The 21,487-nt window shown below is 40.7% G+C and carries 21 protein-coding genes and 1 pseudogene; 12 read left to right on the top strand and 10 right to left on the bottom strand.

What is annotated here, in order from left to right:
• Window positions 1–295: 295 nt before the first annotated feature.
• Window positions 296–454, top strand: coding sequence for a YqaE/Pmp3 family membrane protein (locus ACWXWT_RS13765; protein WP_011635799.1), 159 nt, complete (start codon window positions 296–298; stop codon window positions 452–454).
• Window positions 455–613: 159 nt separating this feature from the next.
• Here ACWXWT_RS13765 and ACWXWT_RS13760 read toward each other — a convergent pair whose 3' ends face one another.
• From ACWXWT_RS13760 to ACWXWT_RS13750, 3 genes are all read right to left on the bottom strand, one after another.
• The gene (locus tag ACWXWT_RS13760) at window positions 614–1,996 is read right to left on the bottom strand and encodes an ATP-binding protein (protein WP_456042148.1); all 1,383 of its coding nucleotides are present in this window, start codon (window positions 1,994–1,996) and stop codon (window positions 614–616) included.
• Window positions 1,996–2,682, bottom strand: a complete 687-nt coding sequence (locus tag ACWXWT_RS13755) for a response regulator (protein WP_456042147.1) — start codon at window positions 2,680–2,682, stop codon at window positions 1,996–1,998. Before ACWXWT_RS13755 ends, ACWXWT_RS13760 begins: the two co-directional genes overlap by 1 nt.
• A gap of 116 nt (window positions 2,683–2,798) precedes the next feature.
• Window positions 2,799–4,226 (bottom strand): cytochrome C biosynthesis protein, encoded by a 1,428-nt coding sequence (locus tag ACWXWT_RS13750; RefSeq protein ID WP_456042146.1) that lies wholly within the window; start codon window positions 4,224–4,226, stop codon window positions 2,799–2,801.
• A gap of 275 nt (window positions 4,227–4,501) precedes the next feature.
• On the opposite strand from ACWXWT_RS13750, the gene ACWXWT_RS13745 reads away from it, so the two are divergent.
• Together ACWXWT_RS13745 and fieF are read left to right on the top strand one after the other, a co-directional pair.
• A complete protein-coding gene (locus ACWXWT_RS13745) occupies window positions 4,502–4,993 on the top strand; it encodes a Spy/CpxP family protein refolding chaperone (protein ID WP_456042145.1) in 492 nt (163 codons plus the stop codon).
• A 197-nt stretch (window positions 4,994–5,190) separates the two neighbouring features.
• Window positions 5,191–6,060 carry a cation efflux pump FieF gene (gene fieF, locus ACWXWT_RS13740; protein ID WP_456042144.1) on the top strand — a complete coding sequence of 290 codons (870 nt, stop codon included), beginning with the start codon at window positions 5,191–5,193 and terminating at the stop codon, window positions 6,058–6,060.
• A gap of 74 nt (window positions 6,061–6,134) precedes the next feature.
• Here the strand turns inward: fieF and glnG are convergent, their stop codons facing one another.
• The 3 genes from glnG to ACWXWT_RS13725 all read right to left on the bottom strand — a co-directional run bounded on the left by glnG (window position 6,135) and on the right by ACWXWT_RS13725 (window position 9,285).
• Window positions 6,135–7,547 (bottom strand): nitrogen regulation protein NR(I), encoded by a 1,413-nt coding sequence (gene glnG / locus ACWXWT_RS13735; protein WP_456042143.1) that lies wholly within the window; start codon window positions 7,545–7,547, stop codon window positions 6,135–6,137.
• A gap of 36 nt (window positions 7,548–7,583) precedes the next feature.
• Window positions 7,584–8,621 (bottom strand): nitrogen regulation protein NR(II), encoded by a 1,038-nt coding sequence (gene glnL / locus ACWXWT_RS13730; RefSeq protein WP_456042142.1) that lies wholly within the window; start codon window positions 8,619–8,621, stop codon window positions 7,584–7,586.
• A gap of 139 nt (window positions 8,622–8,760) precedes the next feature.
• Window positions 8,761–9,285: a DUF4124 domain-containing protein gene (locus tag ACWXWT_RS13725; protein WP_456042141.1), complete on the bottom strand. Its 525-nt coding sequence runs from the start codon at window positions 9,283–9,285 to the stop codon at window positions 8,761–8,763.
• Window positions 9,286–9,453: 168 nt separating this feature from the next.
• On the opposite strand from ACWXWT_RS13725, the pseudogene ACWXWT_RS13720 reads away from it, so the two are divergent.
• Window positions 9,454–9,696 (top strand): annotated as a pseudogene (locus tag ACWXWT_RS13720) (hypothetical protein).
• Here ACWXWT_RS13720 and ppnP read toward each other — a convergent pair.
• Together ppnP and typA are read right to left on the bottom strand one after the other, a co-directional pair.
• Window positions 9,647–9,952 carry a pyrimidine/purine nucleoside phosphorylase gene (ppnP, locus tag ACWXWT_RS13715; RefSeq protein WP_456042140.1) on the bottom strand — a complete coding sequence of 102 codons (306 nt, stop codon included), beginning with the start codon at window positions 9,950–9,952 and terminating at the stop codon, window positions 9,647–9,649. The pseudogene ACWXWT_RS13720 and the gene ppnP overlap by 50 nt on opposite strands.
• 168 nt (window positions 9,953–10,120) lie before the next feature.
• Window positions 10,121–11,932: a translational GTPase TypA gene (gene typA, locus ACWXWT_RS13710; protein ID WP_456042139.1), complete on the bottom strand. Its 1,812-nt coding sequence runs from the start codon at window positions 11,930–11,932 to the stop codon at window positions 10,121–10,123.
• A 481-nt stretch (window positions 11,933–12,413) separates the two neighbouring features.
• On the opposite strand from typA, the gene glnA reads away from it, so the two are divergent.
• Together glnA and ACWXWT_RS13700 are read left to right on the top strand one after the other, a co-directional pair.
• Window positions 12,414–13,823: a glutamate--ammonia ligase gene (glnA, locus tag ACWXWT_RS13705; RefSeq protein ID WP_456042138.1), complete on the top strand. Its 1,410-nt coding sequence runs from the start codon at window positions 12,414–12,416 to the stop codon at window positions 13,821–13,823.
• A 328-nt stretch (window positions 13,824–14,151) separates the two neighbouring features.
• The gene (locus ACWXWT_RS13700; RefSeq protein ID WP_456042137.1) at window positions 14,152–14,622 is read left to right on the top strand and encodes an Lrp/AsnC family transcriptional regulator; all 471 of its coding nucleotides are present in this window, start codon (window positions 14,152–14,154) and stop codon (window positions 14,620–14,622) included.
• A 362-nt stretch (window positions 14,623–14,984) separates the two neighbouring features.
• Here ACWXWT_RS13700 and ACWXWT_RS13695 read toward each other — a convergent pair whose 3' ends face one another.
• Together ACWXWT_RS13695 and ACWXWT_RS13690 are read right to left on the bottom strand one after the other, a co-directional pair.
• A complete protein-coding gene (locus tag ACWXWT_RS13695; RefSeq protein ID WP_456042136.1) occupies window positions 14,985–15,632 on the bottom strand; it encodes a DUF2959 domain-containing protein in 648 nt (215 codons plus the stop codon).
• A gap of 47 nt (window positions 15,633–15,679) precedes the next feature.
• Window positions 15,680–15,904: a hypothetical protein gene (locus tag ACWXWT_RS13690; RefSeq protein ID WP_456042135.1), complete on the bottom strand. Its 225-nt coding sequence runs from the start codon at window positions 15,902–15,904 to the stop codon at window positions 15,680–15,682.
• A 105-nt stretch (window positions 15,905–16,009) separates the two neighbouring features.
• Between ACWXWT_RS13690 and ACWXWT_RS13685 the strand changes: the two genes are divergently transcribed.
• From ACWXWT_RS13685 to ACWXWT_RS13660, 6 genes are all read left to right on the top strand, one after another.
• Window positions 16,010–16,981, top strand: coding sequence for a virulence factor BrkB family protein (locus ACWXWT_RS13685; protein ID WP_456042134.1), 972 nt, complete (start codon window positions 16,010–16,012; stop codon window positions 16,979–16,981).
• A gap of 138 nt (window positions 16,982–17,119) precedes the next feature.
• The gene (gene dtd, locus ACWXWT_RS13680; RefSeq protein ID WP_456042133.1) at window positions 17,120–17,557 is read left to right on the top strand and encodes a D-aminoacyl-tRNA deacylase; all 438 of its coding nucleotides are present in this window, start codon (window positions 17,120–17,122) and stop codon (window positions 17,555–17,557) included.
• Window positions 17,558–17,630: 73 nt separating this feature from the next.
• Window positions 17,631–18,116 (top strand): thioesterase domain-containing protein, encoded by a 486-nt coding sequence (locus tag ACWXWT_RS13675; protein ID WP_456042132.1) that lies wholly within the window; start codon window positions 17,631–17,633, stop codon window positions 18,114–18,116.
• A 141-nt stretch (window positions 18,117–18,257) separates the two neighbouring features.
• Entirely contained in the window at window positions 18,258–18,851 is a 594-nt protein-coding gene (locus ACWXWT_RS13670; protein WP_456042131.1) for an FMN-dependent NADH-azoreductase, read from the top strand.
• Window positions 18,852–19,111: 260 nt separating this feature from the next.
• Window positions 19,112–19,723, top strand: coding sequence for an SCO family protein (locus tag ACWXWT_RS13665; RefSeq protein ID WP_456042130.1), 612 nt, complete (start codon window positions 19,112–19,114; stop codon window positions 19,721–19,723).
• A gap of 8 nt (window positions 19,724–19,731) precedes the next feature.
• Window positions 19,732–21,234: a methyl-accepting chemotaxis protein gene (locus ACWXWT_RS13660; RefSeq protein WP_456042129.1), complete on the top strand. Its 1,503-nt coding sequence runs from the start codon at window positions 19,732–19,734 to the stop codon at window positions 21,232–21,234.
• Window positions 21,235–21,487 lie beyond the last annotated feature (253 nt).

Genomic DNA, 21,487 nt, shown 5'->3' with positions numbered 1-21,487 from the left:
CTCAGGTATTCCACTTCTGTGTTACATCGATTTAAAAGGGAACAACCATTTCTACATCAATGTGCCTTGAATTGAAAAACCTGAGAGACTCTGAACTGACCAGATATTTAATGGGATTGGTATTAGTGACTAAATACGTGTGAATCAGTCAGTAATAAACTATCCATTAAAGGTAATTGCGGTAACTCTGGAAATAATGGTCTGCTAATTGCTTTACAGTATATGAAAAACACAATATCAGCGTGTTATTACACGTTGGGGAGCGGTTAACCTCAATACATAAATGGAGAATATTATGGATTTATTACGAATTTTAATTGCAATTTTACTGCCACCTCTTGGAGTTTTTCTACAAGTTGGGCTGAGTAAGACATTATTACTAAACATAATTTTAACGTTGTTGGGTTATATTCCTGGAATAGTGCATGCTGTGTGGGTAATTGCTAAGCGTTAAGGGCCGTCAGAGACATTAAGCTTAAAACTTATATGACTCAGTAGTACTTTGTTAATCGGAAAATTTTGCCAATAATGAGTAAAATTTACCGCTATATAGCATGTTTATTGGTGTACACCTTCATGACCTATTCGGTCATTCGGCGTTATTAAAGGTTGCTTAGCTTATTGGTAAGCTAATACTGAGCTTCAAACCCTGACGTTGGCCCGTCGGACTGATCAGATTTTCTGCTACTATATTTCCTTGATGCAACGAAATGGCGGCTTGGGTGATTGCTAGTCCTAATCCCCAACCTCCGCTTTTTCTGTCTCTGGCAGTATCTGGGCGATAGAAAGGTTTGAAAATGGCTTCTAGTTCTTTTGGCTCTATACCTGGGCCGTCATCTTCTACAGTGATCAATATGTGCTTGCCAACTGGTGCTGCGCTTATGGTTATTTGGCTATCAGCGTAGCAGATGGCATTGCGTAGCAGATTTTCTATGGCGCGAGATAATGTTTTGGGGTGTTGAGGTAGTTTCAGCGCCTCAGGTATGTCAATTTGTAAGTTTTTGCCTTGTTGCTCGGCTTCAAATTCAGCGTCATCTAATACTTGGCTCAGTGATTCCGCTAATCCTAACTCTAGTTTGTGTTCATGGTTGGCTAAACTGACTCGAGAGAGGGTGAGTAACTCGCTTATAAGTGCTTCAAGTTGTAAAGCTTCGTAGCCAATACGTTCTAGCTCATCACTGTGTTGACCTTTTTTACGGGCCAGCGCCAATGATAACTGTAACCGCGTAAGTGGTGTACGCAACTCATGGGAAATGTCACCCATGAGTCTTTGTTGGTTATTTACCATGGTTTCAATGGCATCGGCCATGCCATTAAAGGCCACGGCTAATTGACCCATTTCATCGCGACGATTTGCGGTGGCTTTATCAACTCGGTTAGATAGGTCTCCTCTGGCTAAGGCATTGGCGCTATGCTTTAGCGAACGTAATGGTTTACTTAAATACCATGCGAGTAAACCACATAGTAAACCTGATAATAAAATGGCTAGACCTGCGGTAAGTAATTTATTATCAGCAAAAAAGAAAAACCATGGTCGTGGATGACTATCGGGTAAACGGCCAAATAGTTGATAGCCTTTACCATTAACCTGAAACACATAGGGGCCAAAAATGAGCTCGTTTCTAAATTGGTGGCTAATCGGCTGATCTGCTTCTTCGGACATCAATTGAAAACGCCTAAATTCCCGTGAAACACGTTTGGTATTTAATATTTGGCCTTCGCTATCGGTTAAATACAAACGTATCGGGCCACCATCATGATTACGCCCTCTGTGCAAACGTTGAAGGTTCTTAGTCTCAAGTAATTGAGGTTGCTGTTGGATTCGTTGTGCAATGTTTTCCAGAATGCGCTCAAGACTAGGAGGTAACGGCGAGCGGTCATGGTTTTGCTGTAATAATGGCAGTAATGACACCAGCGCAATAATCAACGAACTGCATAACCAAAACCCTAATAGTAATTTGAAAAACAGTCGGTTAAATGGATTGTTTTTACGCATCATGGTATCCAGATATAGCCTTTACCGCGCAGTGTTTTTACGCGAGGACGGCCATCTTGGCGCTCAGGGAGTTTCTTGCGTAAGTTAGATAAGTGCATGTCTAAGCTGCGGTCAAAAGGCATTAGTTTTTTACCTAATACACTTTCGCTTAATGATTCTTTGGTGACCAATTCGCCAGTTTTTTCAATTAAATTGAATAGCAATGAAAACTCGGTGCCTGTCAGAATAATGAGTTGGTCATTGCAATAGGTTTCTTGGCGGGTAGGGTCGAGACGTAAGTCGCCAAATTGCATCATTTCATTGGGTTGATTGTCTTGTTGTGTGGTATTTGCTCTGCGTAAGATGGCTCTGATCCGTGCCACTAGTTCACGATCATTAAACGGTTTAGGGAGGTAATCGTCTGCGCCAATTTCAAGGCCGACAACTCGATCGATTTCATCTCCGCGTGCCGTTAACATTAGTACGGGGGTTTGTTTACGTTGGCGTAAAGCGCGCAATACTTCAAAGCCATTGAGTTTAGGCAACATGACATCTAAGAGAATTAAATCAAAGTCTTGCTGTTGTGCTAGTGAAAGCCCTTGCTCACCATCATAAGCTTGGGTCAAGGCAAAGCCTTCTAACTCAAGCAATTGACTGAGTAGATCGGATAAACCCATATCATCGTCGATAAGTAAAATGCGATTCATAACTGTCCTCTGGCACAAAGAAAATCTGTATGTTAACGCTAACATACAGATTTTTCGATCAATTAAGCTTATAGCATGCCAAGATTAAATAACATCAACATTGCACAGTTTTACATTTACCCGGCTTTGTTTGTCAGTATATAGCGTTTAATTCTGGCAATGATAAAGGTGAGTATTATCGAGCCCAAGATCAGACCGACTGAAAATACGGCATTCTGAAGCGAGTTAGGATTAAAGACTAACATACTGCCTAAACCTAACATCATAATGCCCGACATCAGTTTAAGTACTTCGCCTTCTTTTTCGGTAAGTTTACGTTTACCTAGCGTCATAGAGAATACAATCACAATAACAGCAAGTGGAATAACGTAAACCACATTGTAAGCGATAAGATACAAGTATCGTTGCATTGTATCGAGATCTGATAATGATAACACTGAGGTGTAAATCATTGGAAAACCAGCCGTACATAGCAGTTCATAGGTGTTAGCTAAAATAGCCAAAATGGTTGAGCCTAAAATCATTGTGGGTAACGAACTGGCTTTAGATAATTTTCCCATTCGTTTAATGAGTGAACCGCGATTTTCAACAGACATCGATAGGCTGACATCACCACGGCCATAAAAGTAGTCTTTTATATTCACCGCAGCCGCGATTAATGCCAATATTCCTGCACAGGTAATAATGATACCACCATCACCGCCGCCAAGTAGTTGGAATAGGTTAAGCCAAGCACTCATAAACACAAAATAAATAAAACCTGAGAAAAATACAAAAATGCCACCTACGAGTAGCATACGTTTTCGACTGCCTGCATTAACCATTATGCTCAATAAAAACAGTAATACGAAAAATGCGCAGGGGTTAAATGCATCAACTCCGGCTAAGACTACCGTGAGTACAGGTAATGACATTTCTTCGGGGTGTACGGCACCTATGAGGGGGATGTCGACAGGTTGAACTGTGGGTTCTGGTGTAATATCACTGGCCTGCTCAAAGGACATGCCACATGTACCTTCGGCTTGTGGGTCATCGCTATTGTCACCACAGGTTTCAAATAATGGTGCACTTACTGCTGGTGTCGCACCAAGAAAATCATCAAGCTTATCGCCAATATTGGCTTTACCCCCTTGACGCTGATAGCAATTGACTAGCCTCTCTAGGATATAGCGTCCTGTTACATCGTGGCTGTTATAGCCCACGACAGCTTCACCACAAATGGCAAAGTAAGGCACAGATTTAGGTTCAACACCTGTTTGTTTGCCCATTTCCATCAGTTTATCGACATTACCAGCTTCGCTAATGGCGTAATCGTGTAACTCTATCCAATCAAACCGTTCGCCTAAGGCATCAATAAAAGGGTGTGCTTCGCGGCAATGTGGGCAGGTTTTAGACCAAAAGAAATGAAGTTTAACTATTGGCTGCTGGTTTTGCTGTGTATACCAAAGTGAGTTGTCTGGTGACGCAGTGGTGCTGGCAATTGAGCTTGGTACTAATATAAGTACACTAAGAAGTAACAGTAACTGGCCAATCAATCGGTTCATAATCCATTCCATAAAAGCACTAATGATTTGATTTTATGCCTTTAGATGTGTGCTGTAAGGATCAAGACCAAATAACGTTAACTGGCTCGCATTACGAGGATGTTTATCATTCAATATGCCGACTCGATCATGAAATACTGGCGTTAAAGTGTTAAGGGAAATGTTCTTTACATAGGTTTACTCAGTCTTAACCCTCATTGACATAGCATTCGGTAAACTGAGAATCAAATCTGCTAAGGCAGAAAACAAATCCATTAAACCCGAGGTACTTAACAATGAAAACATCTGCAATCATCAAAACGAGTTTAGTTGCCTTAGTGGCAAGCTCTGCATTATTGGCCGGCCAACTATATGCTGAAGATACAACTGATTCTACAGCCAAAACGGAGTACGTTTCAGCTAAAGGCGATCGACATCATGGTCCAAAAAACGGTATGCATAGAATGCTACGCCGACTAGATTTAACTGATGCACAACAAGTTGAAGTAAAAGCTATTTTCGATAAATATCAGGCTAACCGTCCAGAACGTCCAACAAAAGAACAGCGTGCTGAGCACCGCGCCGAAATGTTAGCATTAATCACTACAGCCGGTTTTGATGAAGCGAAAGCCACAGAAATGGCTGAAGCGCAGCAACAAAAACATTTGCAGGGAATGCTAACGCATTTAAAAATGCAAAATGAGATTTATCAATTATTAACGCCAGAACAGCAACAAAAGTTCCAAGACAAGTTTCAGTTTGGCAAAGGGCATAAATCTCGCCGTTAGTCATTACTGCATTGTTTTGTGTACCATAGTATGAAGCCGTTACCTTGTGTAACGGCTTTTTAGTGTATGCAATTTTGCTAATGGTCACATTTTACCTATTACAAACGGTTACTTTAGTAAACTTTATCCTAATTGAGCAATGAACTTGCTATAGTAAAAGCTATTCACGCTAAGTTAAAAGAGCCGATAACTCCGCCATGTCAACACCTTCTGAATATGACTTTTGGGTCAAGCTAGCCAGTCGCGCATCAGTGGCCACTGCACTGTGTCTTATTGTCATTAAATTAATGGCTTGGTTGTATTCTGGTTCGGCAAGTATGTTGGGTTCATTAACAGACTCGTTTGCCGATGCGTTGGCGTCGATTGTTAATTTTATCGCTATTCGTTACGCCATTGTGCCAGCCGATAAAGATCATCGATATGGTCATGGGAAAGCTGAGCCTTTAGCATCATTGGCCCAAGCGGCATTCATTTTAGGCTCTGCGTCATTATTGTTGCTTTATGGTGGTGAAAAGTTAATTAATCCGGTTCCCGTCGTTAATGCAATGAGCGGCGTTGTGGTTTCTATTATTGCAATAGTACTGACATTTGCATTAGTTTTATTACAACGGCATGTCCTTAAAAAAACCAATAGCTCTTTGGTTGAAGCCGATTCATTACACTATAAATCCGATTTATTATTGAACGCAGCTGTTTTATTGGCCTTGGTATTAGCGCAATATGGTTGGTGGTGGGCTGATGGCTTGTTTGCTGTATTTATTGCGTTGTTTATTGGTAATCAAGCCGTTGGTTTAGGTTATCGCTCTATTCAAAGTTTATTAGACCGCGAGTTAGATGACGAGACCCGAGACAAAATAAAAGCGTTAGCGAAGCAAGACCCTCGTGTTAAAGGTGTGCATGATTTACGCACTCGTCAAGCCGGAAAAACTACATTTATTCAATTACATATGGAGTTATCTGGTAACCTGTCTTTACATGATGCCCATGAAATTGCCGATAAAGCAGGCGTGACGATTAAAGCGGCCTTTGATGATGCTGAAGTGATTATTCATCAAGATCCGGTTTAATGCCCAATACATTCATTGTCTGAGCCATTTGGCACAAATACGGATAATGAATGTCATTGGGGGGTAAATCTTATTTAATCCATCGACAATTCTTTCAGTTTACGCGTTAGAGTATTACGCCCCCAACCTAGGCGTTTGGCGGCTTCTTGTTTGTGACCTTGAGTGTGCCGTAACGCGGTTTCAAGCAAAATACGTTCAAACTCAGGTTGAACTTCGGTTAATAAGTCACTTTCGCCAGCGGCAAGCTTATTATCAATCCACTCTGTTAATGCGGTTTGCCAATTGCTTGCCCCTGCTTGTTTTTGTTGGTTTGCAACGGGATCTTTAAGCAACTCAGGCGGTAAATCTTGCGGTAAAATCTCTTGTCCTGATGCCATAACCGTTAACCAGCGACAAGTATTTTCAAGTTGACGAACATTACCTGGCCAAGGCAAGTTTGCCAGTTTAACTGCTGTTTCTTTGGTTAATATTTTAGGTTCTACGCCCATTTCTTTAGCGGCAGTCGTTAAGAAATGATTGGCCAGCTGTGCAATATCTTCACGACGCTGAGATAATGGTGGCAAATGCACTCGAATAACATTTAAGCGGTGAAACAAGTCTTCACGAAAGGTGCCTTTTTGTACTTGAACTTCAAGGTTTTGATGCGTCGCAGCAATAATGCGTACATCAACTTGTACAGCTTGATGTCCACCGATCCTATAGAACTGTCCATCGGCAAGCACGCGTAATAATCGTGTTTGCACATCGATTGGCATGTCACCAATTTCATCTAAAAATAAGGTGCCACCATTGGCTTGTTCAAAACGCCCTTGGCGCACGTTGGCTGCGCCTGTAAAGGCGCCTTTTTCATGGCCAAAAAGTTCTGATTCAATCAAATCCTTCGGAATAGCCGCCATATTTAAGGCAATGAAAGGTTTGTCTTTACGAGGGCTATGTTTGTGTAGCGCACCTGCGACCAGCTCTTTACCTGTACCAGATTGGCCATTAATCAGTACGCTAATTGATGAACGAGACAATCGACCTATGGCACGAAATACCTCTTGCATTGCAGGGGCTTCACCAATAATTTCAGGTGTTTTAATTGTGGTATCAACAACCGTTTGTGGTGTTTGCTCTGTTGCATGTGTCAGCGCACGTTCCACCAGGTTAATGGCTTCATCGATATCAAAGGGCTTTGGTAGGTATTCAAATGCCCCCGCTTGATATGCACTAACTGCACTGTCTAAGTCGGAGTGTGCAGTCATGATGATGACTGGTATATGGGGGTAATGCAGTTGTAAGCGATCAAGCAAGGTTAAACCGTCAGTTCCTGGCATCCGGATATCTGAGACAATAACTTGTGGCTGTGACGACTCTAAGGCTTGCCATAAAGATTCTGCCGCAGCAAAACTTGCTGTTGACAGTGATGCGCCTTGGAGTGCTTTTTCGAGAACCCATCGGATCGAGCTATCATCATCGAGGATCCAAACTTGTTCACTAATGTTCATGTTACTACCTCATTCTGCCTACAAAGGGCATGCTAGTTATTGTAATGGCAGGTTAATAATAAATTCGGTGTGACCAGGTGCCGAAATGCAATCAATACGGCCACCGTGTAGTCGAGCAATATTGTGTGCTATGGATAAACCTAATCCTGACCCTTCATCTCGTCCCGTTACCATAGGATAAAACAGGGTATCCAATAACTCCGCGGGAATACCGGGGCCATTATCAATAATGGATAATGCGAGCACGACTTTATAGCGTTGTGTCCCTATGGTGACTTGGTGCTGAGTGCGAGTTCTAATGATAATATCGCCACCACAATCCTCTAGGGCTTGAATAGCATTTTGCACTATATTTAGTACGGCTTGCTGCATTTGGTCAGGATCCATTTGGATATCGGGTATGGACGGATCGTAATCACGCAGTAAATGAATATTGTTAGGCAAGGTCATTTCAACTAACTTTACAACCTTTTGTATGATTTGATGGATATTGTGTTCAGTATGTTGTGTCGGGCGCTGTGGGCCGAGTAATCGATCAACTAAATTACGTAATCTGTCTGCCTGTTCAATAATTAGGCTGGTAAACTCTTTTAATTCGGGTGAATCAAGCTCTCGAGATAGCAGCTGTGCGGCCCCTCGAAGGCCACCCAATGGGTTTTTTATTTCATGGGCTAGATTACGGACTAAAAATTGGGCGGCTTGTTGTTGTGCGTCCATATTCAATTGTTGATGAATACGACGCTGCTGGTCCACTTGGCGTAATTCCAAAATACTAAGATTAATATCGTTTTCAATTGGCATTAAAGTGATATCAATGGTGTGATGCTGTCCATCTAAGGTGATTAATGCCGCAGTATTAACGGTTAACCCTTGACCCGCATCAATGGCATCGCGCAGCAGTTGTGGCTCTACGCCCATCAGTTGATAAAGCTCGGGAAGCGTTTGCTCAAGTAGCTTATGGTTACCGACGCCCAATAATTGTGCAGCTGCAGCATTGGCATAGCAAGGCTTAAGCTTGTTATTAATAACGAGCACAGCGGTGACTAAATGATTGAGAAGGTTATTTGTGTCCATTAGCCGTCCTAGTATTGGGTTGCACCATTATGATGCACCATATTGGTGCGCACCACAACCCTGAACACACAAGCATTAACGAAGAACCTCAGTCAAATATAAAAATATAAGTTATTAAATTAACTGTGTTTTATGTTGCTCACTTGGACTTTTTGATGGGTCCTAGTAGCGATGCTTGGTGAAGGAATATCTTTCTAGGAGAGCTTGATGCAAGGACTTTGCCGTTTTGTGTAACAGCATTCACAATAATGATATGTTCACCACGAAAAACGCCCTTAATTTCAAACGTAGGGGACGATTGTGGTTCAATGGTAATCAGCCCATCGATTAACAATGTGAGTAACGTGCCACGGGGTAATTTTGGGGCAACACTGACGTTAACCGTAAAGTCACCATTATTATCACGGATTGTCGCTTCTTCTTGTGGTGAGGTGATTGTTACCGTGTAGTGTATTTGAGTTTCTTCTTTAGAAGTAATGCTGGGTTTAGGGAGGGTTTTAATCGTAATATTATTTTGGGTATTTTCATTTAAATTAATGGCTTGTGCATTTTGTTTAGGCTCGTCAGAATAATGAACTTTACCATTCTCATCTACCCAACGATATACCGTTGCGGCAATGTTGGTGCTAATAATGAGCAAGCTAATAAGTAAAATAAGGCGCATGAAGTACTCCATTAAACGATAACTTTATTAGAGTAGCCGCTTTTAAAGAAAATATCAGCTTAACCTGTTTGGATAAGCTGAAAGTAAGCAATATGACTAGGGCCTGTTGAACTTTGCTGGTTAAATTTTGTTCGAGTTAAAAACGTTTTAATCGAGGCGAATGGATTGATGCCTAGTCATCTAAGCAAAATCCATTCAACAAAGAGTAAAACGTTTTTAGCAGAACCCTTCGGGCAGCGTTTGTTGGCCATTTTTACGGCGTTATCGACTTTTTATGTAGAATAACTACACCTCAAAGTCTCCGCCTTGTACAAATGGCCAGCAATTCGCTGCAAAAACAACCTTGAAAGATCAACCGGCCCTAAATATATTGGCAGCAATATTCTGAAATTTGCTCAGTTCGAATGCTGAAACTCACGTTGGGAGCAAGGGTAAATTGACTTTCAGCTGCGTAAGCAACCCATTCAGTTTGACCGGGTAATAACACGTCAAATTCGCCTGATATAACCTGCATAATCTCACCTTGAGCTGTCGCAAACTCATATTCACCTGGCATAACAACGCCTAGGGTTTGTTTGCTACCGTCTGCTAACACAATGCTTCTACTGACAACTTTACCGTTAAAATAAACATTGGCCTTTTTTGCGACACTGACGTTATCCAACATATTTTTATAATCTCCCTTAATTGATGTGACTTGAATCTATCTGTGTTTGAGTAAAATATCTAGCTAAATGTTTTCAAGTAATATTGCAGATAACAAAAAGCCCAGATGCAGGCATCTGGGCTTTTAGGTTGTATAAGTGGCTAATGTATTGGCCACTCACTGATACGATTAACCGCGGTTGTGGCGTTTACGTTCGTTCTCAGTGAGGTATCTTTTACGAACACGAATGCTCTTAGGTGTTACTTCAACTAACTCATCATCATCGATGAACTCAAGCGCTTGCTCAAGAGTCAGTGTGATAGGCGTGGTCAACACTTGTGCTTCATCAGTACCTGATGCGCGCATGTTAGTTAACTGCTTACCTTTCAAACAGTTCACTGTAAGATCATTCGAGCGAGCATGAATACCAACTACTTGGCCTTCGTATACTTCAGCAGCATGACCAATAAACAGACGACCACGGTCTTGTAGACCAAATAGTGCGAATGTAAGTGCTTTACCAGTAGCGTTTGAAATCAATACGCCGTTAGCGCGTTGGCCAATATCGCCACCTTTGTGCGGACCGTAGTGGTCAAATGAGTGGTAAATTAGACCAGTACCAGACGTTGCTGTTAAGAACTCTGTCTGGAAACCAATTAGGCCACGGCTAGGAATGACAAAATCGATACGAACACGACCTTTTCCGTCAAGCTGCATGTCTTTCATTTCAGCTTTACGCGTACCTAACTTCTCAATAACAGTACCTTGATGTTCTTCTTCAACATCAACGGTTACCGTTTCGAATGGTTCAAATAATTCACCATCGATTGTTTTCAAAATAACTTCTGGGCGTGATACTGCTAGCTCATAACCTTCACGGCGCATGTTTTCGATAAGAATCGATAGATGTAATTCACCACGACCTGATACACGGAAACGATCTGGGCTGTCAGTTTCTTCGACACGTAATGCTACGTTGTGAACCAATTCTGTTTGTAAACGCTCAAGGATATTACGAGAAGTAACATACTTACCTTCTTTACCTGCAAAAGGAGAAGTGTTTACTTGGAATGTCATTGTCAATGTTGGTTCGTCAACAGACAAAGGAGGCATAGCTTCTACATTACCAACAGCACAAATGGTGTCAGAAATTTTAAGCTCACCAAGACCAGTAATCGCAACAATGTCACCAGCGTTAGCAATTGCAACTTCAGTGCGTTCTAGACCCATGTAACCGAGTACTTGGCCCATTTTTCCGTTGCGAGTCTTGCCGTCTGCACCAATTATAGTAACTTGCTGGCCAGTTTTAACACTACCACGATTGATACGACCAACACCGATTACACCCACGTATGAGTTGTAATCAAGTTGAGAAATTTGCATTTGGAATGCGCCTTCAGCATCAGCGTCAGGGAAAGATACTTTCTCAACGATAGTCTGGAATAGCGGTGTCATGTCATCGCTTGCAACATCTGGATCTAAAGTGGCAAAACCATTTAATGCAGAAGCATAAACAATTGGAAAATCTAATTGTTCGTCAGTGGCGCCTAAGTTGTCGAATAAATCGAATACTTGGTCGATAACCCAATCTGGACGAGCACCAGGACGGTCAATTTTGTTGATAACAACAATTGGCTTAAGGCCCTGAGCAAAAGCTTTTTTGGTTACGAAGCGAGTTTGTGGCATTGGGCCATCTACTGCATCGACTAATAGTAAGACTGAATCAACCATAGAAAGAACACGTTCAACTTCGCCACCGAAATCAGCGTGACCTGGAGTATCTACGATGTTAATACGGTAGTCGTTCCATTTGATGGCCGTGTTCTTAGCCAGAATGGTGATACCACGTTCTTTTTCAAGATCGTTAGAATCCATTACACGTTCTGCGGCTTCGCCTCGACTTTCAAGTGTGCCAGACTGAGCCAAAAGCTTATCTACTAACGTGGTTTTGCCATGGTCAACGTGGGCAATAATGGCGATGTTACGTAAATTTTCTAACACGGATAAAACCTCTAATACCATCAAATAAAAATAGGATTTATAGCGACAATGAAGTTTAGTCACCATAAAAAAGCGTGCCATTCTACTTCACAGCGGCTTTTGTAGATAGGATTATTTTTGAACACATGTAAATTCATCGCTTGCTAAGCAGTAAAAAACAGCATAAAACGGTTATATATTAAGCATAACAGAGGTGTAATACAAAAATGTGACATTGGCTAAAACATCAACATAAACAAAGGTGCACTATTATGGACTTTTGCACCATGATGAAACATAGTGGTGCACGCAGTTGGTGCAAAATGATTATCCGAAAGATTCAGGTTATTTATCATCTTTTAAAAATCAAATAGTTAACGAACTGGCATGAATATCGCTTTATTGCAGGCAATTATGTGAAGATTCGTTTTCCAGATGCATCATCTGGTAAAGAACAAGATTATATTAAGGGACAACCCTTTACCCTACCGGAGGCTTGAGAATGTCAGTTGAATCAGTTTTAAAGCAACTTGAAGAGTTAGAAGTTAAGTTTGTAGACTTACGCTTTACCGACACTAAAGGTAAGGAGCAGCATGTTTCTATTCCTTCTCATCAAGTAGATGAAGATTTTTTTGAAGATGGCAAAATGTTTGACGGATCTTCAATTACAGGTTGGAAAGGCATTAATGAATCTGACATGGTATTAATGCCAGACGCGTCTACTTTTCTATTAGACCCTTTCACAGAAGAAACGACAGCGCTTATTCGTTGTGACATTTTAGAACCAGGTACAATGACTGGTTATGATCGTGATCCACGTTCAATTGCCAAGAAAGCAGAACAGTATTTAATCTCAACAGGTATTGCCGATACCGTATTAATTGGCCCAGAACCTGAGTTTTTCATTTTTGACGATGTTCGCTTTGGTACGGATATGTCAGGTTGCTTCGTGAAAATTGATGCAAAAGAAGCATCATGGAATTCTGGCAAGAGTTATGAAGATGGCAACACTGGTCACCGTCCAATGGTTAAGGGTGGTTACTTCCCTGTTGCACCCGTTGATTCTTCACAAGATTTACGTTCAGCAATGTGTTTAGTGCTTGAAGAACTGGGTCAGGTTGTTGAAGCGCATCACCACGAAGTGGCAACAGCGGGTCAAAATGAAATTGCCACACGTTTCAATACATTGACTAAAAAAGCTGATGAAATTCAAATTTTAAAGTATGTTGTTCATAACATGGCGCATGCTTATGGCAAAACAGCGACATTTATGCCAAAACCAATAGTTGGTGACAACGGTAGCGGTATGCATGTACATCAGTCTTTATCTAAAGATGGCGTAAACTTATTTGCTGGTGATAAATATGCGGGTTTAAGTGATTTAGCGCTTTACTACATTGGCGGCATTATTAAGCATGCTCGTGCATTGAATGCCTTCACTAACCCAAGCACAAACTCTTACAAACGTTTAGTGCCACATTTTGAAGCACCTGTAATGCTTGCCTATTCTGCACGTAACCGTAGTGCTTCAATCCGTATTCCAGTGGTTCCAAGTCCTAAAGGTCGTCGTATCGAAGCTCGTTTCCCTGATCCACATGCAAACCCATATTTAGGTTTTGCTGCTTTGTTAATGGCTGGTCTTGATGGTATTCAAAACAAGATCCACCCAGGTGAAGCGATGGATAAAGATCTATATGACTTACCTGCTGAAGAAGCGGCAGAAATTCCACAAGTTGCGACTTCATTAGAAAACGCATTGGAAAACCTTCAAGCTGACCATGAGTTCTTAACGAAGGGCGGTGTATTCAGTGAAGACTTTATTCAGTCTTATATTCAGCTTAAAACAGCAGAATCTGAGCGTGTTGCACGTACAACTCATCCACTAGAGTTTGAATTGTACTACAGCTTATAATTATGTAGAGCGATCGCCTTTGTATAGAGGCATGCATGTAAAAACCGATAAGTGATTATCGGTTTTTTGTTTTCTGTCAATTATATATTTGCATTTATACCAACCTGATTAAATACCTGAAAGACGCTGAACTGACCAGATATTTAATGAGATTGGTATTAAACAGCGCCTCAAATTGAAAAAACTTGAATGATTCTGATTGAGCACATAATTAATGGAATTGGTATCAATTGATTGTGTGATATATTGTAGTGGAATTCACTCCTGAATATGCTACTGATACTCATTAATCACTCAATGTACCTCTCAGTAATAAGTGACCTGCTTAATGGATAAGAAAGACGTCAAGTTATTAGAAATTTTACAACGACAAGGCCGTATGGCAATTTCTGAATTAGCCGATAAGGTTAATATGTCAGATACTCCTTGTTTACGCCGTGTAAAAAAGCTTGAGCAAGATAAAGTGATTGTTGGTTATGGCGCACAAGTTGATCCGCTGAAAGTAGGCTTAAGTGTTGTGGTGCATACTTCAGTTCGATTAACAGAACATACCGATCAATCGACAGCATTGTTTGAAGCAACAATGGCACAGTTACCTCAAGTAATGGAATGTGCTGTAGTGACAGGAGCTTATGATTATTTATTAAAAATTGTTGCTAAGGACTTAGTTTCCTATGAGCAATTTATCAAAAAATCACTCGGTAACCTCAAGTTTGTTGCCAGTATTGAAACCACAGTAGTATTGAAGCAAATTTTTAGCCGTACAGCATTACCCGTTGATGAGTCGCCAATTGAGTAATACGCGTTTGGTTCGAATCTAAAGTAAGTACCTTGGCAGAAAGACAGAGCACAACGACTTAGTATCGGTTGTTTTTTGGTATTTACATGTGTTTGAGCCATGGGGTTTGATCGTTTATAAACAAAGCGGCGCAAGTAATAACACTCAGCTTAATGAGGTTACTTCTGTGCAAAAATGATTTTATAATAAGTAATAAGATTGTTCAGGCGGGCCTTCCGGGCAGTGTGTGGTTTTTTACTTTACATATGCAAACACTATATTCCATAAGTTACGACTTGAAAAAACAACCACACACTACTGCGAATTTAGTTCGCAAGATCAATTGACTTCACCCTGCAATTATAACAAGGTAAAACGAAGAATTAACCTTGCTCCATTGACTCGATAAACTTATTCGATTCTGCAATCGATTTGTTCATTTCCTTAATCAAGCTTGAAATATCCGTCTGTAAACTCGCAAATTCCCCTTTAATTGCCCCAATAGCCTGTGCATTCAAGTTATGTTTTAAATACAACATATTGTCTTTCATTGCGATTAAAATGGGTGGCATTTTGGCTTCTGCACGACGCATACTTTTGACTAACTTGCTATATGAACGCCTAGTTTCATTTAGTTTATTGGTGCTATTGCGGCGTAAACTGGCTTTGCTTATTTCTTCTATTTCAGTTTGCCATTCGTCAAACAATGCTTCTGCAACATCTTCTACTTTGCCAATGCGATCGGTGACTTCATCTGCTGCTGTCTGTGCCGACTCATATTCATCTTTTGCTTTATTGTAGGCGTCTTCTAAATCACCGCCATCAAATGCCAATAACGCCTGCATTTCTTCTAACGCAGAGCTAAATTGCTCTTGGGCTTCTTCTTGTGATTCTTTGGCACTTTGAACACGATCGACCATAATGTCGCGCTTGTGGTAACCGACTTTTTCCATCGCACCATAATAGGCGCTTTGGCAACCGCTCAACAGTAAACTGCTACTTAATAGCGCTAGTGATATCCATTTTTTCATCAATGTGTCTCTTTTATTGTGTGAGGCGAAAAGTGACCTCGTGGTGATTAACTACCTGATTTAAATTTTGCTGCGTCGATGATGCTCCATAAATGGAATAAACCGCCAACGATAGCTGGAATAACCAGAACAAAAAAGAAGTAGCAAACGGCAGTAATGCAGAAAAATAACAAAGCCGCTAAGATACGTCCTTGTAAAAGCTGGCCTAAGCCAGGAAAAAATAAACTGGCTACTGCTGCGAGTACATTACCCGCGGAACCTTGTTGTGACATCAATTTACTCCGTTATTCGATGGCTAATATGTTATAACATTGTACGAAGTTAGTGAGTGAATACAAATGTTATCTCCACTAACGTGGTATGAAATAAGGATTAGTATGCCTAAAAAGTTTGATTACAGCCCTATTGTGGCTTTTTTTAGTGGGATTTGGCAGTTTCTATTACACCTTAAACAACGGTTAGCTGAAGACCAAATAAATATCCGAGCTGGCCATTTGGCGTATGTAACCTTGTTATCTTTGGTGCCGATGTTAGCTGTGACGATGTCGATGTTATCGGCTTTTCCTGTGTTTAAAGGTATTCGAGGTAATATTGAAGGGTTTATTTATAACAACTTCATACCCGCTGCCGGTGATACGGTACAAGTGCATATTAACGAATTTGTCGCTAATGCGTCTAAAGGCACTTTTGTCGGTATTATCGCGTTAGTGTTTGTCGCCATTATGCTGATTTCAGCTATCGATAAAGCATTAAATAATATTTGGCGGATTACTGAAAAACGCTCATATGTGGTGTCATTTTCGATGTATTGGATGGTATTGACACTTGGCCCTGTGCTTATTGGTGCAAGTTTGGTGGCGACCTCGTATGTAGTCTCATTAGAAGTGGTGACAGGGAGCGAGTTGTCGGGATTAGTTCCGTGGATTGTGGAACGGCTGCCGTTACTTTTTTCTGTCGCATCGATATTACTGCTATACATGGTTGTGCCGAATAAGAAAATTCACTTTTCACATGCGTTGTTAGGAGCCGTTGTTGCGGCAGTATTGTTTGAAGCAGGTAAGAAAGGCTTTGCGTTTTATGTGACCCAGTTTCCAAGTTACGAAGCGATATATGGCGCGCTAGCGGTTATCCCGATTTTGTTCGTATGGGTGTACCTATCGTGGATGATTGTGTTGTTAGGTGCAGAAATTACTGCAGCATTACCAGAATATTTAGAAAGTTTAGCGGTCATCGCGGATGATCTCAAAGCTGAAATATTTACAGACACTGAAACTAAAAGCCAGAATCATAATAATGTGCATGATCCTCTTGAGGTTGATAAATCCAGTCCGTCTTCTGAAAAATCTTAATATTATATGTGAATATATTCAGTAACCGCTAATTTTGATGGGCCTTAGGAAACAAGTACTTGTTGTTCAATTTGTCCTTTAAAGCGGCCTTGTTTTATCTCATTTAATAAGTATCACCAAATAGCATTTAAGGCAGTTATGATTGCATTGATTCAACGTGTTAGACGCGCGTCAGTCACGGTAGATAGTACGATTGTCGGCAAAATTGACCAAGGTTTGTTAGTCTTATTAGGTGTAGAACGCGAAGATAACATTGAGAAAATGGTTAAGTTAGCTAAAAAAGTCATTAGTTATCGAGTGTTTAGTGATGAAAATGACAAAATGAATCTTAATCTGACTCAAGTCGGTGGGCAGTTATTGGTGGTATCGCAATTTACCTTGGCTGCCGATACAGGTAAAGGATTAAGGCCTAGCTTTTCGAGTGCGGCAACTCCTGAACAAGCGGACAATCTTTATTTGGCTTTTGTTGAATATTGTCGTCAACAAGGGGTTGTTACTGAAACGGGCCAATTTGGTGCAGATATGCAAGTTGAATTGGTCAATGATGGTCCCGTGACCTTTAATCTGCGGGTATAGTGTTTAGGTTTATTATGGCTGTTCTATCATTGTCAATTGAAGTTTTTTTTAGTCATCATGGAGGGATGCGGTTATGTTCGATATTTCATTCACAGAGGCGCAATTAGATGCCAAAGTGACAGTGTTACTGCAGACCTTATCTGAAACATGGCATAGCACTATTCCCGCCAGTAAATTTATGAACATTACACCCGTATTGTTTAATGGTGATAGCTTACAAGTCACTGCGCCTTTAGAACCTAATATTAATTTACACCACAGTATGTTTGCTGGCAGCATTTATACCTTGATGACGTTAACCGGTTGGGGAATGGTGTGGTTACAGCAGCAACTATTTCAAGTTCAGGGTGATATTGTGCTAGCTGATGCAAGAGTAAGGTATTTAAAACCTGTTACGAAACAACCCTATGCAAAAGTTATCTGGCCTTATACCGATTTAACTCCATTAACCCGTGGCAGGCGAGTCAAAATAACGTTAGAAGTTGCGCTGTATTGTGATGAAATGATGTGTGCGACGTTTACCGGACAGTTTGTGTCTTCTCCTCCTAGAATCTCTTGATTCAAATAATACAACCATTCTATTTTATCGAACTTAATTAAATAATTATTGCGCTATTCTTCTTTTTTATAGGTTATATACTGGTTGTATTGGTCAAGCACATAGCATATGACCCAACAAACATATGGGTGAGACTTAACAATGGCAAAAGTATTAATTTTAAAATCAAGCATTCTAGGCGGTTATTCGCAATCTTCAGCATTAGTTGATTATTTACAGCAACAATGGAGCACTAAAGGCGCACAAATTACAGTGCGTGATTTGGGTGAAAATGTACTACCAATGTTAGATGGCGAACTTGCTTCAGGTTTACGAGGTGGCGATAACCTTTCTGAACGTCAATTATCTGCACTCGCATTATCCGATGAGTTAGTGGCTGAAATTAAAGATAATGACACCATTATTATTGCAGCACCGATGTACAACTTTACGATACCGACAACGTTGAAAAATTGGATCGATTTTATCGCTCGTGCCGGAGTAACGTTTACTTACACCGATACAGGACCCGTTGGATTAATTGAAGGCAAGCGTGCCATTATTGTAACTACCCGTGGTGGTGCTCATAAAGATGGCTCTACAGACCATGTGGTGCCTTACTTAACAACGGTGTTGGGCTTTATTGGGATTAACAACGTCGAAACCGTTTATGCAGAAGCATTAAATATGGGCCCAGATGCTGCCGAAGCTGGCATTAGCCAAGCTAAAAGTGCTATTGATGCAATAATACTTTAATCAATTTAGACATAGGCTTATATAAAGCTACTGATACGAATACTTAACGCTTAATGAGACTTTGACATTTAAAGGATCATTAAGCGTTTTTTTATTTTGTGATTTCTATTGATTTTGTTGATCTAAAAAATCATTTGTTGCGTATAGCCCACATTATCAGTATCTAGTTTGATGCCAATTTTACTTTTCAAAATGTAGTTTCATTAATACAAGCCCATAAGCTTATCGTTGAAAAGTCGTCATACTGTTGTTTATATTTTATGCACCTAAGCAAAACTGTCATCGCGTCAGCCTTAATTCTACTCGCTGTGAGTCTTATCCCTATATTGATGTTGATTAATCAATGGGGAGCAGGCTCGCAGAGCTATGGAATTGCTACCAGTGATAGCCAAAAAATTCGTTTTCGTTGGCAAGACGTTAATCAACACGTTCACCATTACCCTACGTCTGCGGGAACCTATACCTACTTATTTTTGGGCTTTTTGTCGTGCTCAGAAATTTGTCCAATACGTATTAAGCAATTAGCTCAACTTGAGCAACGTTTAGAGCAGGACGCTTTGTTAACCAAAGCGGATATCCAATTTATATTTGTGACGATCGATCCTGATAATGACACTTTCGCAGTGCGCCAAGCAGCAATCGATTCCCGCTCTAGACGTTTTGTTAGTGCATCATTGTCCGAGCCTGACTTACATCAACTTGAATTGTATTTATCTGACAATATCAATCGGCAACTTGCTGGCATTAGCCATGTGGGAAATTTATTTTTATTGGCTCCAAACGGAAACATCGAACGTATTTATACAGCTAAACAGCTTTCAATATCCAAGATGTTGATTGACCTTAACCATATTATTTCAGTTCAACTTTAGGTTTATATATGAATGATGATCAAACTGTAACATTACTCAAAAAACATGATTTATATATCTATCGATTGTTGATGCTACAGGCTCCATTGTTAGTCGCCAGCGGTTTTTTGGGCGCAAAAATGCTGACCTTTAGTCTTACTGCCGCGATAGCTATCTTAGTCATCGTTCAGTTAAGCTACATTTTGCTGAAAGGGACTGAACTATTTGCGATAGTTGGCGCGGTCATTATGATGACCGTGTCAGGATTACTGATACAAAGCCAAATGGGTATGATTGAAATGCACTTTCATATCTTTGCCACTATGGGTGTGTTTCTTATTTACTTACGCTGGGAGCCGTTATTGGCGGCTTTGTTGACTGTAGCAATACATCATATCCTTATGACCTATATCCAATTACAAGATATTGAAGTATTAGGTAGGCAGTTAATGATTTTTGCTGGTAATTGTAACTGGAGCATTACGCTAGTTCATGCTTTGTTTGCCGCGACAGAAACCTTTATTCTTATTCGTATTGCCTTGTTTATGCGTACTGATTCACTGGCCAATCGACGTATTGCTGGGGCTATTGAGCAGATATCAACAAATAAAGATTTATCTATACGTTTACCTTCTGCCGACACTCATGCTGAAATATCGTTCAATCTAATGCTCGAAGAACTTTCACAATTGTTTAACGATTATCGTGATATAGCGGTGAAGATGGGGAGTACTTCGGATTACTTGATGCGCTTGAGTGATCAAACTCAGCAAGCAGTGCAACAGCAAAATGATCAGGCAAGAATGATTGCTGAGTCGACCCAAGATGTGATCGGTAATTTTCAAAAAATGGCTGATGACAGTCAAATATCAGCGGATCAGGCAAAAGAAGGGGCAGCTTCAAGTCTTGGTGATAGCCAAAGTGCATTAAGCATTATGAAAGACATGCAGACACTAGAAACCAATATGACTGAAGTGGCTGAATCAATGACTGATTTAACCACGGATATTAGTGCAATTACAGCACTACTGCAGGCTATTCGCAGTATTTCAGATCAAACTAACTTACTTGCGTTAAATGCGGCGATTGAAGCGGCTAGAGCGGGTGAAAGTGGTCGAGGTTTTGCGGTGGTAGCAGATGAAGTTCGCACTTTAGCAAAGCGTACTAGTCAATCTACAGATGGCATTGAAAAAGTACTGAGTCGTTTGAATGTTAGTATGTTAAAAACCGTACAGTCGATGGATCAAGGTAAACAACGCACGACACAAAATGTAGTTCATACTAGTGGTATTGCTCAAGGATTAGAGCAACGTTCGGTCCAAATAGGTCAAGTGGCGACCTTGAGCCACAATGTGGCAAATGGTACGCAACAACAAGCAGACAGATTGGCTCATATTGGTACTGAAATTTTGGATAATGCCCAAGCAGTTGTATTACTATCAGAACAAGTTCAAAAGTTGGCTGGTGGCGCGGTAGAAATGAAACAGATTACTCAAGACTATCAAGCTAAAGCCGCTGCTTACAAAGTGTAAAAAAACAGGCGAAAGCATCGTATTGCCTGTTTTATACCAATCCGCATTAGAATTTGCTCTTTTAGCGAAAATAATCAGTGAGGTATTCGAGGCAGCCTTTTGAAGACATAGTCGTTCACGGCAACTGCTCCTGCGTTACTCTACCTCCAGCATCTGACCGCCATGGATGGTGGGAATGTCTTATTTTTTATGGAAAAAAATAGACCATGCAGTCGTATTTTGAAAGCATCTAACGAAGCATAAAGGACTTTGA

The organism is Shewanella sp. A22, assembly GCF_053850585.1.
The sequence above is the reverse complement of the archived record's forward strand: the minus strand, read 5'-3'. Positions and strand labels throughout refer to the sequence as shown.

Bases quoted from the DNA above. Each gene is read 5' to 3' on its own strand.
- ACWXWT_RS13765 (WP_011635799.1), top strand. From the start codon at position 296: ATGGATTTATTACGAATTTTAATTGCAATTTTACTGCCACCTCTTGGA.
- ACWXWT_RS13760 (WP_456042148.1), bottom strand. From the start codon at position 1,996: ATGCGTAAAAACAATCCATTTAACCGACTGTTTTTCAAATTACTATTA.
- ACWXWT_RS13755 (WP_456042147.1), bottom strand. From the start codon at position 2,682: ATGAATCGCATTTTACTTATCGACGATGATATGGGTTTATCCGATCTA.
- ACWXWT_RS13750 (WP_456042146.1), bottom strand. From the start codon at position 4,226: ATGAACCGATTGATTGGCCAGTTACTGTTACTTCTTAGTGTACTTATA.
- ACWXWT_RS13745 (WP_456042145.1), top strand. From the start codon at position 4,502: ATGAAAACATCTGCAATCATCAAAACGAGTTTAGTTGCCTTAGTGGCA.
- fieF (WP_456042144.1), top strand. From the start codon at position 5,191: ATGTCAACACCTTCTGAATATGACTTTTGGGTCAAGCTAGCCAGTCGC.
- glnG (WP_456042143.1), bottom strand. From the start codon at position 7,547: ATGAACATTAGTGAACAAGTTTGGATCCTCGATGATGATAGCTCGATC.
- glnL (WP_456042142.1), bottom strand. From the start codon at position 8,621: ATGGACACAAATAACCTTCTCAATCATTTAGTCACCGCTGTGCTCGTT.
- ACWXWT_RS13725 (WP_456042141.1), bottom strand. From the start codon at position 9,285: ATGCGCCTTATTTTACTTATTAGCTTGCTCATTATTAGCACCAACATT.
- ppnP (WP_456042140.1), bottom strand. From the start codon at position 9,952: ATGTTGGATAACGTCAGTGTCGCAAAAAAGGCCAATGTTTATTTTAAC.
- glnA (WP_456042138.1), top strand. From the start codon at position 12,414: ATGTCAGTTGAATCAGTTTTAAAGCAACTTGAAGAGTTAGAAGTTAAG.
- ACWXWT_RS13700 (WP_456042137.1), top strand. From the start codon at position 14,152: ATGGATAAGAAAGACGTCAAGTTATTAGAAATTTTACAACGACAAGGC.
- ACWXWT_RS13695 (WP_456042136.1), bottom strand. From the start codon at position 15,632: ATGAAAAAATGGATATCACTAGCGCTATTAAGTAGCAGTTTACTGTTG.
- ACWXWT_RS13690 (WP_456042135.1), bottom strand. From the start codon at position 15,904: ATGTCACAACAAGGTTCCGCGGGTAATGTACTCGCAGCAGTAGCCAGT.
- ACWXWT_RS13685 (WP_456042134.1), top strand. From the start codon at position 16,010: ATGCCTAAAAAGTTTGATTACAGCCCTATTGTGGCTTTTTTTAGTGGG.
- dtd (WP_456042133.1), top strand. From the start codon at position 17,120: ATGATTGCATTGATTCAACGTGTTAGACGCGCGTCAGTCACGGTAGAT.
- ACWXWT_RS13675 (WP_456042132.1), top strand. From the start codon at position 17,631: ATGTTCGATATTTCATTCACAGAGGCGCAATTAGATGCCAAAGTGACA.
- ACWXWT_RS13670 (WP_456042131.1), top strand. From the start codon at position 18,258: ATGGCAAAAGTATTAATTTTAAAATCAAGCATTCTAGGCGGTTATTCG.
- ACWXWT_RS13665 (WP_456042130.1), top strand. From the start codon at position 19,112: ATGCACCTAAGCAAAACTGTCATCGCGTCAGCCTTAATTCTACTCGCT.
- ACWXWT_RS13660 (WP_456042129.1), top strand. From the start codon at position 19,732: ATGAATGATGATCAAACTGTAACATTACTCAAAAAACATGATTTATAT.